This window comes from Leucobacter sp. Ag1 (assembly GCF_000980875.1).
Lineage (GTDB): Bacteria > Actinomycetota > Actinomycetes > Actinomycetales > Microbacteriaceae > Leucobacter > Leucobacter iarius.
Genome location: NZ_LAYO01000093.1, coordinates 34,584 through 48,033, shown reverse-complemented (window position 1 = coordinate 48,033; position 13,450 = coordinate 34,584). Strand labels below are relative to the sequence as shown.

Sequence of the window (13,450 nt, the reverse complement as noted above, 5' to 3'; positions counted from 1 at the left end):
GCTTCCGGATCACAAATCCGGACCGAAGTCAGGGAATGTCCTGGACGAACGCGCGATCCCCAGGTACGCTCAACTCGATTCGGGGAAGTTTCAAGTATTCTGCCGTGCCGCTCGGGGGCGCACGGCGCTTCGCCGAAGTCGGGGCCGTGCCAACGCTCCCGGACAGCTCGAGCGGTCGGAGGGGGCCGGCGCTCCTGACACGTGGGGAACCTCATGAATACAGCAGCACCACCTCGCCGCGGTTTCGCGCGCGCGGCCGCATGGGCGACCGCAGCGCTGATCGCGCTCCCGCTCGGCGCGCTCGGAGCGACCGCGGCCTCGGCCGTCGTCGGCGACCCGACCGTCGCCACCACTGCTCCGGGCACCACCAGCGTCGCTCAGACCGCGGGCAAGGCGCGCGGCAGCGGCCTCTGGGGGTACGCGGGCGATGTCCGGACCCGCACGAGTGACCTCGTCTACAGCTACGGTGTGACGACCAGCCCGTCCGACGGCAGCCTCTGGGTGACCGACAGCGCCAAGATCGCGTACGGAACCCTCGCGACGCTCTTCTGCTCGACCCAGGGCGGTGTGCTCGTCGACAACGGCAAGGCCTGCTACAGCGGTCAGTCCCGAGTGCAGCGGCACGAGCTGGCCGCGACGCCGGACTGGGCGGCGGGTCAATACACCGGCAACGGCGCGTACGGAACGGTCGCCGCGGGAGACAACGCGGGCGTCGGTGCGAACTACGCGAAGATCGCCGACTCCCAGGTGTGGGACGGCAGCACCATGCCGAGCGGGAAGTTCGGCGGTGTGCGCGGCATCGCCGTGACCCAGGCGGGCACGGCGTGGGCGATCGATGCTGACGGCCAGGCCGGGTGGCTGAACAACCAGAAGAAGATCGTCCGCATGATCGCTCCCGGCGGTACGGAAGCCGGAGCCATCGGCAAGTCGAGCTGGCCGAGCGGCAACGGCTGGGCGAACCGCTACGACCCCGAGACCTTCGACTACGCGGTCGGCGTCGCGCGCATGAACAACGGCGACATGATCGTCACCAGCCAGACGCCCGAACTGCTGAAGCAGTACAAGCCCGACGGCACCTTCGTGCGCAACATCTACCTGAACCAGCCGGCGAACACCGTGTACGCGGGTGACGGCGGCTTCCGCTCGCCCTACGCGATCGCGGTCGATCCTGCCGACGGCACCCTGCTCGTCGGCTTCATCGATCCGGGCAACGGCAACAAGACCTTCATTCAGCGCGTCGACCAGAACTCCTGCACCACGGAGGCCGTCGGCAACCCGACCGGATCCTCGCGCGACCGGTGCGCCGTCACCCAGACGATCGGCGTGGGCGCACTCGCGACCGGTGACGGGCAGACCAACGCCACCTTCGCGATCCAGGTGGAGCCCCGCACGGGCGACATCTACGTCGGGCAGCGCGGCGGGCTCATCTCGGTCTTCGCCAAGGACGGAACGGCGAAGGGCAAGTTCTCGGCGTTCGGCTCGGGCACCGGCAACGGACAGCTCTCGACGGTCCGCGGTCTCGCCTTCGACGAGCGCGGCTTCCTCTACGCGACCGTCGCCGAGGGGTCCTCGGCGACCCGCGTGGTGATCTTCGCCCGCACCCCGGACGCCGTGACGCAGTTCGCGGCGCAGTACACGAGCCCGGCGAAGACCTCGGTCGATCTCACCTGGAACGCGCTGCCCGCCGGCGTCACCGCCGATGCGCAGGCGCCGGTGCGCGACTACGTGATCGAGCAGTCGGAGGACGCCGGAGCCACCTGGACCTTGGTGCCCGCGGCTGCGTCGACCTCCGCGACCCGGACCGTCTCGGGCCTCGACCCCGCGAAGACCTACCAGTTCCGCATCTCGGCGTGGAACGAGGCCGGCAACGGCGATACCGCGGTCGCGACCGTGCGAGCGCCGCTCTCGCACCCGTCGATCTCGGTGACGAAGACCGGCAACGGCCAGCAGAAGGGCACGCAGGCCTCCGCACTGCACGTCGCGGCGGGATCCACCGTCCAGTTCGCCTACACCGTGAAGAACACGGGCGACGTGCCGGTGCAGATCGACGACGTGACGGACAGCGTGCTCGGCACGATCCCCGCGCCGAGCGGCTTCAGCGGCACGCTGGGTGTCGGCGACGAGGTCGTCTTCACCGCGAGCGGGCCCGTGGCCGAGGGCGATTACCACAACCGGGTCACTGTCAAGGCGACCGAGGCGGGCGTGCCGAACGAGCTGCAGCCGGTGCAGGCCGACTGGTACGGCTTCGGCGCGACCGCGGGTCTGCAGGTCGTGAAGACGGGTGACGGCGTCCGCGCTGCCACCGCCGCGGACCGCCACAGCGTCTCCACGAAGAAGACGGTTCCGTTCGTCTACACGGTCACGAACACGGGCAACGTGCCCGTGCGCGTCGACAGCGTGAAGGACGACCGGCTCGGCACCATCGCCGCGCCGAACGGGTTCGACGGCACGCTGGCCCCCGGAGCCTCCATCGCCTACGCGGCCTCGGGCAAGCTGCCGAAGGGGGACTACGTCAACACGGTGACGGTGTCCGGAACCGCGACGGGGACGGATGCGGACCTGACCGTGGACCCCGCGAAGGACAGCTGGTACGGCAAGGGAACCGTCGATCGGGTGCCGCCGACCACGACGCCGCCGACCACTCCGCCGACGACGCCCCCGACGACCAAGAAGCCGAACGGCGGCGGACTCGCAGATACCGGTGACGCGACCGCCGCGGGCGTGCTCGGCCTGGCGGGTGTGCTCCTGCTCGGCGGCGGTGCGCTGCTGGCGGTGAGGCGACTGCGCCGAACGGCATAGCGCGACGCGACGAGTGCGCGGGTGCGAATGGGCGAACAGCCCGTTCGCACCCGCGCACGTGCGCGTTCCGGGGCAGGTTTCCCCGTGTTCTTGCGGGAACCCCACAAACAGTATTGGTGTAGGCGGTTTCGGGGTGCACAATCGACCGGTGCCGTAATTCGGCGGCGCAGGATCTGGAACCGGGCTATTCGAGACGATGAGCGAGTCGGGAACGGCTGAGCGCGACGCGGTCGTGCTCGGGCCCGATCCTGCCCGATCCGCGTTCGCCGAGGACCCGGTCGATCCCGATACCGACGCCCGCCTGCTCGATGCCGCGGCGCGCGGCGACGCCGACGCGTTCGCCGAGCTCTGGTCGCTGCACCGGGGCGCGGCCTACGCGGTCGCCCGCTCGGTCGCGCCGGGCAACGCCGACGACGTGGTGTCGGAGGCCTACGCGACGATCTGGGCTCGGCTGCAGCGCGACTCCGCGCCGACGGAGGCGTTCCGCGCTCACCTGCTCGAGACCGTGCGGGAGATCTCCGCGCGGTGGTTCCGCGCCGGCCGACGGGTCGTCCCGGTGCCCGCCGTCGAAGAGGTGCCGGACCCGAGCGTCGGCGACGCCATGGAGTCGGTCGAAGAGCGGGCCATGATCCTCAGCGCCTTCGCCGCGCTGCCGGACCGCTGGCAGCAGGTGCTGCAGTGGCGTTCCGTCGAGCGGTTGCCCCGAGCGGAGACCGCCCGGCGGCTCGGGATCAGTCCGAACTCCGTCTCGGTGCTCGGCCGACGCGCGACCGAGGGGCTTCGCGTCGCCTGGCTCGCGCAGTGGTTACCGACGCCGCCCGGCGGGATCGAGCACGCCCGAGTGTTCGAAGCGCTGCCGCGGTACGTCCGGGACTCCCTGCCCCGCGAGCGGGCCGCGCTGCTGCGCTCGCACCTGCGCGGCTGCGGCCAGTGCCGTTCCGCCGAGCAGCAACTGCTCGAGGCGAACCGGCGTCTCGGCGGCGGGATCCTCGGCGTGCTGTTCCTCGGAGGCGCGGGGAGCGCGCTGACCGCGGCGCTGCGGGCGGCGGATCCGGTCGCTCCGGCGGCGTTCGCCGCGACGGGCGGGACGACCGCGGTGCACGGAGCGGCGATGATCCGCCCCCTCGCCGTGCTGACGCAGGCCGGCGGACTCCGCGCCGGTTTCGGCAAGCTCGCGACCGCCGTCGGCGGCAAGGTCGCGATCGGATCGACCGGACTCGTGCTGGGATCCACGCTCGCCGCGGCCGCGATCGCCGGAACGGTGGTGCTCGCGCACCCCTTCGACCCCCAGCAGCCCGTCACCCTCGAAGCGGGCAGCGGCTGGAGCACCGGGCAGCATGCGGCGCCGTCGGACAACGGATCGGCGACCGGCGGCGCGCCCCGGTCTCCGGCGAAGCAGCGTCCCGGCACCTCGGGCGCCGCGGCCGGAGTGGAGCCGGGGGCGGGCCTCGGGGCCGTTGCCGGTCAGCAGACCGACGGGCGTCCCGCGCAGCTCGCGGACGAGGTCGTCCCGCGGGAGGACTCGCTCCTCCCCGAGGTTCCGCTGAGGCCCAAGCCCGAGCCCGACGGAGGCGACCGGGTGGGCCCTCCGAACCCTCCGCCGACGCAGCGCCCGGACCTCCCCGCGCTCCCGACCCCGACCGTCCAGAGCTCCGGCGACGCCGGGGGAACCATCGCGCCGCGCCTCAGCGGCACGGCGGAACCCGGGACGAAGATCGCCGTCGCCGTCGCGGGCGCGCGGATCCTGCCACCGGTCGCCGCGGACGGGAAATGGGCCGTCGACCTCGCGGATCTGGACCTGCGACCGGGTGCGCAGCGGGCCGAGATCACTCAGACCCGTGGTGACAACGTGTCGCCCGCCGCACCCGTCACCTTCTCGCTCACCGCACCGAAGGTCGAACTGACCGCCCTTCCGGTGCGTTCGATCGACACGACCCGCTTCGCCGCGACCGTCTCGATCACCGGCGGCGTGCCCGGTGCGACGGTTTGCGTGAGCACGGGCACCGCTAAGTCGCCCAGGATCCAGCTGGACTCGCGAGGCACCTATGAGCGCGGGCTGGTGCTGTACCCCTCCGGAACGAAGGCGCTGGTGTTCGCCTACTGCGACGGCGACGGATCCGGCACGCGATTCGGGGTGCGGCAGAGCATCGCCATCCCCGCCTCGGATCCGGCCACGCCGGCGGATCCCGGATCGCCCGCGACCCCGGCGGACCCGGGCACGCCGCAGCCCGCCGATACCGGGAACGGCACGGCGGACTGAGCCGGCTCGGCCCGGATCAGACCCGGGTGAAGACCGCGAGCGCCTCGAGGTGGTGCGTGTGCGGGAACAGGTCGAACGCGCGCACCGGTCCCAGCTCGTAGCCGAGGCCCAGCAGCGTCGCGGTATCGCGGGCCAGCGCGACCGGGTCGCAGGCCACGTAGACGATGTTCGCGGGCGCCAGCTCGCCGAGCTGCTGGCTCACCGCTCCGCCCGCACCCGAGCGCGGGGGATCGAGCACCACGGTCGAGCGACGGAAGCGGTCGCGGACCGCCGCGGGCGCGGCGAGCAGGTCGGCGAGGTAACGATCGACGCGGGCCGTCACCGCGAGCGCTCCGACGAGCTCCGAGAGGTTCTCGGCGGCATCGTCGGTCGCGCCGGGGTCGGCCTCGACCGTGGTCACCTTGAGCGCGGGGCCGACGGCCTCGGCCATCGCAGCGGCCAGCAGGCCCGCGCCCCCGAAGAGGTCGAGGTTCGCCGCGCCGGCATCGACACGTCCGGCCTCGTCGAGCGCGATGATCGCGTCGCGCACGGCGGTGAAGAGCACCTCGGGCGCTTCGCGGTGCACCTGCCAGAACCCTCCGGCGCGCACCAGGAACTCGCGGTCGCCGACGAGCTCGCGCACGGCGTCGTTCTCGCCGGCGCGGGCCACGTCCTCCTCCGCCGTGATCAGCATGCGGGGATCGTCGGCGCTGGGAGCGATCAGGTCGATCGACACCAGGTGGTGCATCGGCTCGTCGAGCGGGGCGATCATGTTGACGCCCTCGACCGCGAGCGGCAGGGACTCGACGGGCACGATGGTCCGGCTGCGCGCCGCGTACGGGCCGACGGCGCCGGTCTCGGGGTCCACGTGCAGGCGCACGCGGCTGCGCCAGCCGAGACCGTTCGCCTCGTCGTCGCCGGGCGCCGCCTCGACGGTCACGTCGCGTTCCACGCCCGCGAAGCGCTGCAGGGACTCGGCGAGCACCTGCGCCTTGAGGGCGCGCTGGCGCTCGAGCGCGATGTGGCCGAACTCGGCGCCGCCGGCGCGCTCCTCGGGATCGCGTTCCAGGGCGGCCTCGGGCCAGACGTGGGGGCGCCGGTCGGGCGACGCCTCGAGCACCTCGAGGGTGACCGCGCGCGCGAACGACTTCTTGCGGGCCTCGGTCACGCGCGCACGCACGCGCTCGCCGGGGATCGCGTCGGCGACGAAGACGACGCGGCCGTCGTGCCGGGCCACGCTCACCCCGCCGTGCGCGATGTTGGTGATCTCGAGCTCGATCTCGTCGCCGGGCTGCAGGGGTGAGGTATTCGCCATGCACCCATTCTCCCATCCCTCCTGCGCCGGTGCGCACGGATCGGCGGCGGGGCTCGCGCCATCGCCCCGCCGGGTCTACGCTGAGGCCATGAAGCCCAGCGCCCCGGCCGGTGCGGCCATCGAGATCCGGGGGCTCGGCGTGCGTCGCGGGCGGCGGGCCGTGATCGAGCACCTCGACCTCCTGGTGCAGGCCGGACGGGTGACCGGACTCCTCGGGCCGTCGGGATGCGGCAAGTCGACCCTCATGCGCACGGTCGTCGGCGCGCAGGCCGGGGTCAGCGGCAGCGTGCGCGTGCTGGGCGAGCCAGCCGGCTCCCGCGGGCTGCGCCGCCGGGTCGCCTACGCCACCCAGGCGGCCTCCGTCTACGACGACCTCACGGTGCGCCAGAACCTCCGCGCCTTCGCCAGCGCCGTCGGCGCCCCGCGCGACGATCCGGAGCGGGTCGTCGCGCTCGTCGGACTGGAATCCGAGGCCTCCCGTCGAGTGGACGCGCTCAGCGGCGGACAGCGCAACCGGGTCTCGTTGGCGGCCGCCCTGCTCGGATCCCCCGAGCTGCTCGTCCTCGACGAGCCCACCGTCGGGCTAGACCCCGTGCTGCGCGCCGAGCTCTGGGAACTGTTCCACCGCCTCGCCGACGGGGGCACGACCCTGCTCGTCAGCAGCCACGTCATGGACGAGGCGCTCCGCTGCGACGACCTCCTCCTCATGCGCGAGGGGCGGATCCTGACCCACACCACCCCGGGCGCGCTCATGCGGCGCACCGGGACCGAGGACCCGGAATCCGCATTCCTCGCCGTCATCGCGGCCGACGCGGAGGGCCCTTCACGGCCCGACGGGGAAGGACGGACGCCGTGAACCCCGCACGCACCCTCTCGACCGCCGCGCGCGTGCTGCGTCAGCTCGTTCACGACCCCCGCTCCGTCGCGCTCGTGCTCATCGCCCCGGCGCTGCTGGTCGGGCTCTTCTCCTGGCTGTTCAGCGACCAGCCCGGCGTCTTCGACCGACTCGGCGGACCGATCCTCGCGCTCTTCCCGTTCATCCTGATGTTCCTCATCACCTCCGTCACCACGCTGCGCGAGCGACGATCCGGCACCCTCGAGCGGCTCATGACGACCCCGCTCGGCAAAGCCGACTTCATCGTCGGCTACGCGCTCGCCTTCGGCCTCGCCGCCACCCTGCAGGCCGTGATCACCGTCGGTTTCGCCGTGATCGTCTGCGGCCTCAGCACGACCGGCCCCGTCTGGCAGCTGGGTCTCGTCGCCGTGCTCGACGCCCTGCTCGGTACCGCGCTCGGCCTGCTCGCCAGCGCGTTCGCCCGCACCGAGTTCCAGGCCGTGCAGTTCATGCCCGTGCTCGTGTTCCCGCAGATCCTGCTCGGCGGGTTGTTCATGCCGCGCGATCAGATGCCCGACGTGCTCCACGCCATCTCCGACTGGCTCCCGCTCAGCTACGCGATCGACGCGGTCACCGCCGTCACGAAGGGCGACGAGGACTGGACGCTCTGGGGGCCGCTGATCGTGATCGCGGCGGTCTCGGTGGTCGCCCTCGCGCTCGCCGCAGCGACCCTGCGGAGGCGGACGCCGTAAACTCGCGGCATGCGTCTGATCCTCGCCTCGACCTCGCCCGCCCGTCTCTCGGTGCTGCGCGCCGCCGGCATCGAGCCGGTCTGCTTCTCGCCGCAGGTCGACGAGGAGGCCGAGGTCGTCGCGCGCGAGGCGGAGCTGGGGCGGGCGCTCACCGCGCCCGAGCTCGTCGAGTACCTCGGGCGGTTGAAGGCCGAGGACGTGGTGCGCCGGCACGCCGCCGAGATCGCGGAGCTCGGCGGTGGACTCGTGCTCGGCGGCGACTCGGCGTTCCTCATCGACGAGCAGATCCTCGGCAAGCCGCACCTGCCCGAGGTGGCGCTCGCGCGCGCCAAGCAGCACCGCGGCCGCAGCGGAGTGCTGCACTCGGGGCACTGGCTCGTCGACGTCGCGGCCGACGGATCCCCGCGCGGGGCGGCGGGCGCCGTCGACACCGCGACGGTGTCGCTGGCCGCCGACGTCACCGACGCGGAGCTCGAAGCGTACGTCGCGACGGGCGAGCCGCTGGAACTCGCCGGCGGATTCGCGATCGACGGCCTCGCCGGGGCCTTCATCGAGCGGGTCGAGGGCGCGACCAGCTGCGTGATCGGACTCTCGCTGCCGGCGTTCCGGCGCCTCGTGCGCGAGCTCGGGCACGACTACCCGTCGCTCTGGAACCGCGCAGCATAGGCTCGGCAGCCCGTTCCTCGACCGGGGGCGGGAGCGCTACCGTTCGCGGCTGGCGAGCAGCGCGACCGTGAGCGTCGCGACGGTCATGCCGTCGGTCAGGTCGACGCCCAGGAGCTCCTCGATGAGCGCGATCCGCTGGTAGAACACCGAGCGCGAGAGCCGCGCCCGCTGCGCCGCGAGCGAGCGGTTCGCAGGGTGCGCCGTCACGGCGTCGAGCACGCGCACCAGATCGCCGTGGTGCTCGCGGTCGTACTCGACGAGGGGCGACAGCACGTCGCTCGCGAACTCCTGCACCTCGGGGGTGCCCGACAGCTCGCGCACGAGGAACGCGAGCGGTTGGCGCTCGGCCTGCTGCACGCTGACCCGACCCGCGCGGGTGGCCGCGGGCAGGATCCCGACCGCGCGCACCGTCTCGAGCGATGAGATGGCGCCGCGCAGGCGCCGGGCGGGAACCCCGAGGCCGAGGTGCGCGCGCCAGCCCGCCGGTGTGGCGGCGGGCGCGAGGGCATCGATCTCGCGGGCGAGCCGAGCGGCCAGGGGCGAGGCGATCCCGCGGTCCCCGGTCGGGGCGACCCGGGCGTCGCCGTCGGGGAAGGACAGGAGGGCGAGAAGCACGGGGCGCTCACCGCTCGCTCCCCGCACCCCGGCGTCGCCCGGCCCGCCGCCTGGCGTGCCGGGGCCGAACGTGGACAGCTCGCCGTCGTCGACCGCGATGAGCGCTCGCCCCTCGGGCGCGATGGCCCGGCGCAGGGCCGATTCCAGCACCGAGCGCTCCTTGGCGGCGGGCCCGCCGAAATCACCGGCGCCGCGGAGCGTGACACCGACGGTCACCCGGCCCGCGACGGGTAGCCCGCCGGCCGCGAGCTGCGCCGCGAGCTCGGTCTCGTGCCGGTATCTGCCGCCGAGCAGCGCACCGACGAGCCGCTTCGATGAGAACCGCACCCAGGCGTCGCCGTCGGAATCGGCCAGGCGCCCGAGCGCGAGGGCGAACGCGCCCAGCTCGAGCACTGTGCGCCGGCCTGCGGGGTGCGGCGCGCCGGGGAGCGCGGTGAGGAACCCCCAGCGGCTGCCCCGGGCCTCGACGGGCACTCGGACCCAGCTCGCCGGCAGCTCGAATCCGCGTCCGTCCGATGCGACCCAGGCCGACAGGACCTCCTCGGGCGGGTGCCCCGGCCCCGACCACGCGACGACCCGGTGCGCGGAGTCCTCGAGCACGACCGGGGCGCCGATGGTCTCGGCGAGCCGCTCGATCACGTAGTCGACGGGGCTGCGGTTGAGTCCGAGCTCCGTGAGCATGTCGTGCACCTGCGCTCGAGCGCGCAGCGCCTCGTTCTGAGCAGCGAGGATCCGCTGGTGCACGCGCTGGGTGATCTGGACGAAGCGGACCTCGCGACGCAGCACGGCGAGGGGGATCCCGTCGCGCTCGCACGCGGCGACGAGCGGTGCCGGGGCCTCGGCGAAGTGGACGCCGAGTTCCAGCACGATCGCGGCGACGTCGGCGGCGACGAGGGCCTCGGCGATACGGGCCAGGCCGACTTCGTCGCGGGGCCAGCCCGCCCCCGTGGTGAGGACGAGCTCGCCCCCGTCGAGCAGCGAGGCGCCGCCATCGGCGCCGCTGCCGGCGACCACGTGGGCCCAGCGCACCTCGCGGTCGAGCCCGCCGCGCCCGGCGATCAGCTCGAGGCGTCCGTCGGTGAGCTCGGGGAGGGCGAGTACCGAGCGCACGCTCGGCAGCGGGGGGCGTTCGAGGGGGTCGGCCATGGTGTGCTCCGCTCGCTCCAGGACTCCGCCCCGAACGGGGCGACGCGGCTATCATACAGAGTGTCCGGTCGGCTTGAGAAGTGCGGTCGCTTTGCGTGATTCCAGCGATGATCCTCCCTGAAATACTGGTGACAGTGCGCCGCGTTCGAGGTCGAACAAACTGCCCGAGGCGGCGCGGATGCGATGGCCGTGCAGTCGGCGCGGCCCGCTTCCCGCAGCGAGACACCACGAAGAAGAGGATCCGGAGCAGAACCCATGAGCGACTTCATCGACCAGAACGGCGCCGAGCAGAGCTTCGGCGACTCCGACGCCCAGCGCGAGGTGCGCGCGAACGACCGCCAGTACGTCTTCCACTCCTGGTCGGCGCAGGGCAAGATCGACCCGATCCCCGTCGCCAAGGGCGAGGGCGTGCGCTTCTGGGACTACGACGGCAAGGAGTACCTCGACTTCTCCTCGCAGCTCGTCAACCTGAACCTCGGGCACCAGCACCCGGGTCTCGTGAAGGCGATCCAGGAGCAGGCCGGTCGCCTGGCGACGATCCAGCCCGCGATGGCGAACGATGTGCGGGGCGAGCTCGCGAAGCGCATCGTCGAGCGCAGCTTCGACGGCGCCCGCTCGGTGTTCTTCACCAACGGCGGCGCCGAGGCCAACGAGTACGCGGTGCGCATGGCCCGTCAGCACACCGGCCGTCAGAAGGTGCTCGCCCGGTTCCGCTCGTACCACGGCTCCACCGCGACGGCGATCACGCTGACCGGCGAATCGCGCCGCTGGGCGAACGGCACCCCCGACGCAGGCGTCGTGCATTTCTTCGGCCCCTACCAGTACCGTTCCGAGTTCTACGCGGAGACCCCGGAGCAGGAGGCCGAGCGTGCGCTCACCCACCTGGAGCACACGATCCAGCTCGAGGGCCCGGCGACGATCGCCGCGATCATCCTCGAGACGGTCACCGGCACCAACGGCATCTTCGTCCCGCCGCCCGGCTACCTCGCCGGTGTGCGCGCGCTCTGCGACAAGTACGGCATCGTCCTGATCTGCGACGAGGTCATGGCGGGCTTCGGGCGCACGGGCGAGTGGTTCGCCTACCAGGCGTTCGACGTGAAGCCCGATCTCGTGAGCTTCGCGAAGGGCGTCAACTCGGGCTACGTGCCGCTCGGCGGCGTCGTGATCTCCGAGGAGATCCACAACAGTTTCGTCGAGAAGCCGTTCCCCGGCGGCCTCACCTACAGCGGTCACCCCCTGGGCTGCGCCGCGGGCGTCGCCACCTTCGACATCTTCGAGGAGGAGGGGATCATCGAGCGCGTGCGCGACCTGGGCGCTCGGGTTGTCGAGCCCCGCCTGCGCGAGCTCGCCGAGAAGCACCCGTCGATCGGCGAGGTGCGCGGTACCGGACTGTTCTGGGCGCTCGAGCTCGTCACCGACCGCGGCACGCGCGCTCCGCTCGAGGGCGACGGATACAACGCGGTCATCGCGGCCTGCAAGAACGCGGGCCTGTGGCCGTTCGCTGCGGGCAACCGCCTGCAGATCGCGCCGCCGCTCGTCATCAGCGAGGAGGACCTGGTCCGGGGTCTCGACATCATCGATGCGGCGCTCGACGTCGCCGACGGGTTCGTCGCGGCCTGATCCGAGCGACCGTTCGTGCGACGGGCCCCGGAGCTTCGGCTTCGGGGCCCGTCGTCGTTCGCGGGCGGTCGGTGAATTCTCAGATCCGACTCTCGACGCGGGCGCGACCTGGGGACAGAATGATGCCAGGCCCGCTCCGGGTCGAGAGTCCCGAAAGGATCAATGCAGATGAGCGCTCTGGAAGACATCAGGAAGTACGCCCCGCAGGCCGAGGAGTCGGTGGTCGCCGCGATGGAGAAGACGTATGCGCTCGCGCTGCGCGACGCCGATGCGCGCCAGGTCTCCTTCAGTGATCCGGCGGAGCTGAAGACGGTGCGGGACAGCTTCGTGAAGGGCAAGCTCGGGGTCGCTGATTCCGACGCCGACATCGACGCGGCGATCGCGAAGGTGGGGGAGCAGGTGCCCGGCCACAAGCAGCGGCTCACCGTCTACTACCTGCTCGCGCAGCACTACGGCAAGCTCTCCGTCTTCGGCGGCTGAGCCGGCGTCGAGCGCGCCGAGGGGCGGATCCGAGATGCAGATGCCGAAGGCCTCCGAGGATCAGAAGCAGCGCTTCCGCGATCTGATCGCGGAGGTGGGCGCGAGTGCTCCCGAGGTGGAGGTGAAGCCGATGTTCGGCCAGCTCGGGGCGTTCGTGAACGGCAACATGTTCGCGGGGCTGTTCGGGCCCGATCTCGGTGTGAAGCTCGCCGAACCGGACGCGGCGGTGCTGGCCGCGTCCGGTGGCGGGCCGTTCGGGCCGGTCGAGCGGCCGATGGGCGGGTACCTGACGTTGCCGGCGGACGCGGATGCGGCGGAGTGGATCGGGCGGGCGCTGGCCCACGTCGCGACGCTTCCACCGAAGGCGCCGAAGCCGTCTCGGGCGAAGCGCTGAGCGGTCCGCCGCCTATGCGGATCGCGGTTTCGGTCCTAACTGCTCCGGGTGGGAGAAGTCGAGGGGTCCCGTGTGGGTCGCCAGGGCGAACAGTCGATCGTCGACCCGGTCGAAGCGCGCCCCGAAGCGATTCTCCGCTCGGTCGATTCGCTTGGAGAGTTTCGCGTCGACCGCGTCGATTCGTTTGCCGAGCTGGGATTCGACCTGGTCGATCCGCTTGCCGAGCTGAGTCTCGACCTGGTCGATCCGGTCGCCGAGTTTCGTCTCGACCTGGTCGATCCGTTTGTTGAGTTTCGCGTCGACCGCGTCGATTCGTTTGCCGAGCTGGGATTCGACCTGGTCGATCCGCTTGGTGAGCTTCGTCTCGACTGCATCGATGCGGTTGGTGAGGGCGGTTCCGACCGCGTCGATGCGGTGCTCCAGACCGTCGATGCGATGGGTGAGGCGCCCCTCCGAGCGTCGGCTGGTCGTCAGGATCATGCCGCCGAGGGTGGCGCCGAGCGTCACGAAGCCGACGAGGACGGTGACGAGCGCGCTGAGCTCCAAACTGCCTCCTCGGTCGGTCGGATGGGTGGATACCAGCCAGGCT

General features: G+C 72.2%; 11 protein-coding genes. 8 read left to right on the top strand and 3 right to left on the bottom strand.

Annotated elements, in window-relative coordinates:
- Nucleotides 1–213: 213 nt before the first annotated feature.
- The gene (locus tag XM48_RS08180) at nt 214–2,799 is read left to right on the top strand and encodes a fibronectin type III domain-containing protein (protein ID WP_156174980.1); all 2,586 of its coding nucleotides are present in this window, start codon (nt 214–216) and stop codon (nt 2,797–2,799) included.
- Between the two features lie 196 nt (nt 2,800–2,995).
- On the top strand, nt 2,996–5,059 hold the full coding sequence (locus XM48_RS08175; protein ID WP_046455315.1) for a sigma-70 family RNA polymerase sigma factor: 2,064 nt from the start codon (nt 2,996–2,998) through the stop codon (nt 5,057–5,059).
- Between the two features lie 16 nt (nt 5,060–5,075).
- Here XM48_RS08175 and XM48_RS08170 read toward each other — a convergent pair whose 3' ends face one another.
- Nucleotides 5,076–6,353 carry a class I SAM-dependent RNA methyltransferase gene (locus XM48_RS08170; protein ID WP_046455314.1) on the bottom strand — a complete coding sequence of 426 codons (1,278 nt, stop codon included), beginning with the start codon at nt 6,351–6,353 and terminating at the stop codon, nt 5,076–5,078.
- 88 nt (nt 6,354–6,441) lie between these two features.
- Between XM48_RS08170 and XM48_RS08165 the strand changes: the two genes are divergently transcribed.
- Genes XM48_RS08165 through XM48_RS08155 form a run of 3 tightly spaced genes read left to right on the top strand, consistent with a single transcriptional unit; the run spans nt 6,442 to nt 8,606 of the window.
- Nucleotides 6,442–7,209: an ABC transporter ATP-binding protein gene (locus XM48_RS08165; RefSeq protein ID WP_046455313.1), complete on the top strand. Its 768-nt coding sequence runs from the start codon at nt 6,442–6,444 to the stop codon at nt 7,207–7,209.
- Nucleotides 7,206–7,940: an ABC transporter permease gene (locus XM48_RS08160; RefSeq protein WP_046455312.1), complete on the top strand. Its 735-nt coding sequence runs from the start codon at nt 7,206–7,208 to the stop codon at nt 7,938–7,940. Before XM48_RS08165 ends, XM48_RS08160 begins: the two co-directional genes overlap by 4 nt.
- A gap of 9 nt (nt 7,941–7,949) precedes the next feature.
- Nucleotides 7,950–8,606, top strand: a complete 657-nt coding sequence (locus tag XM48_RS08155) for a nucleoside triphosphate pyrophosphatase (RefSeq protein ID WP_046455311.1) — start codon at nt 7,950–7,952, stop codon at nt 8,604–8,606.
- A gap of 36 nt (nt 8,607–8,642) precedes the next feature.
- Here XM48_RS08155 and XM48_RS08150 read toward each other — a convergent pair whose 3' ends face one another.
- Nucleotides 8,643–10,367 (bottom strand): PucR family transcriptional regulator, encoded by a 1,725-nt coding sequence (locus XM48_RS08150; RefSeq protein WP_046455310.1) that lies wholly within the window; start codon nt 10,365–10,367, stop codon nt 8,643–8,645.
- A 255-nt stretch (nt 10,368–10,622) separates the two neighbouring features.
- On the opposite strand from XM48_RS08150, the gene XM48_RS08145 reads away from it, so the two are divergent.
- The 3 genes from XM48_RS08145 to XM48_RS08135 all read left to right on the top strand — a co-directional run bounded on the left by XM48_RS08145 (nt 10,623) and on the right by XM48_RS08135 (nt 12,861).
- On the top strand, nt 10,623–11,987 hold the full coding sequence (locus XM48_RS08145; RefSeq protein WP_046455309.1) for an aspartate aminotransferase family protein: 1,365 nt from the start codon (nt 10,623–10,625) through the stop codon (nt 11,985–11,987).
- Between the two features lie 168 nt (nt 11,988–12,155).
- Nucleotides 12,156–12,467, top strand: coding sequence for a DUF2853 family protein (locus XM48_RS08140; RefSeq protein ID WP_052961388.1), 312 nt, complete (start codon nt 12,156–12,158; stop codon nt 12,465–12,467).
- 34 nt (nt 12,468–12,501) lie between these two features.
- Complete coding sequence (locus XM48_RS08135) at nt 12,502–12,861, top strand: TfoX/Sxy family protein (protein WP_046455307.1); 360 nt, start codon at nt 12,502–12,504, stop codon at nt 12,859–12,861.
- A gap of 12 nt (nt 12,862–12,873) precedes the next feature.
- On the opposite strand, the gene XM48_RS08130 is transcribed toward XM48_RS08135, so the two are convergent.
- Nucleotides 12,874–13,407, bottom strand: coding sequence for a hypothetical protein (locus XM48_RS08130; protein ID WP_052961380.1), 534 nt, complete (start codon nt 13,405–13,407; stop codon nt 12,874–12,876).
- Nucleotides 13,408–13,450 lie beyond the last annotated feature (43 nt).

What these genes read in the sequence shown, in the direction of transcription:
- XM48_RS08180 (WP_156174980.1), top strand. Translation starts at nt 214, where the DNA reads ATGAATACAGCAGCACCACCTCGCCGCGGTTTCGCGCGCGCGGCCGCA.
- XM48_RS08175 (WP_046455315.1), top strand. Translation starts at nt 2,996, where the DNA reads ATGAGCGAGTCGGGAACGGCTGAGCGCGACGCGGTCGTGCTCGGGCCC.
- XM48_RS08170 (WP_046455314.1), bottom strand. Translation starts at nt 6,353, where the DNA reads ATGGCGAATACCTCACCCCTGCAGCCCGGCGACGAGATCGAGCTCGAG.
- XM48_RS08165 (WP_046455313.1), top strand. Translation starts at nt 6,442, where the DNA reads ATGAAGCCCAGCGCCCCGGCCGGTGCGGCCATCGAGATCCGGGGGCTC.
- XM48_RS08155 (WP_046455311.1), top strand. Translation starts at nt 7,950, where the DNA reads ATGCGTCTGATCCTCGCCTCGACCTCGCCCGCCCGTCTCTCGGTGCTG.
- XM48_RS08150 (WP_046455310.1), bottom strand. Translation starts at nt 10,367, where the DNA reads ATGGCCGACCCCCTCGAACGCCCCCCGCTGCCGAGCGTGCGCTCGGTA.
- XM48_RS08145 (WP_046455309.1), top strand. Translation starts at nt 10,623, where the DNA reads ATGAGCGACTTCATCGACCAGAACGGCGCCGAGCAGAGCTTCGGCGAC.
- XM48_RS08140 (WP_052961388.1), top strand. Translation starts at nt 12,156, where the DNA reads ATGAGCGCTCTGGAAGACATCAGGAAGTACGCCCCGCAGGCCGAGGAG.
- XM48_RS08135 (WP_046455307.1), top strand. Translation starts at nt 12,502, where the DNA reads ATGCAGATGCCGAAGGCCTCCGAGGATCAGAAGCAGCGCTTCCGCGAT.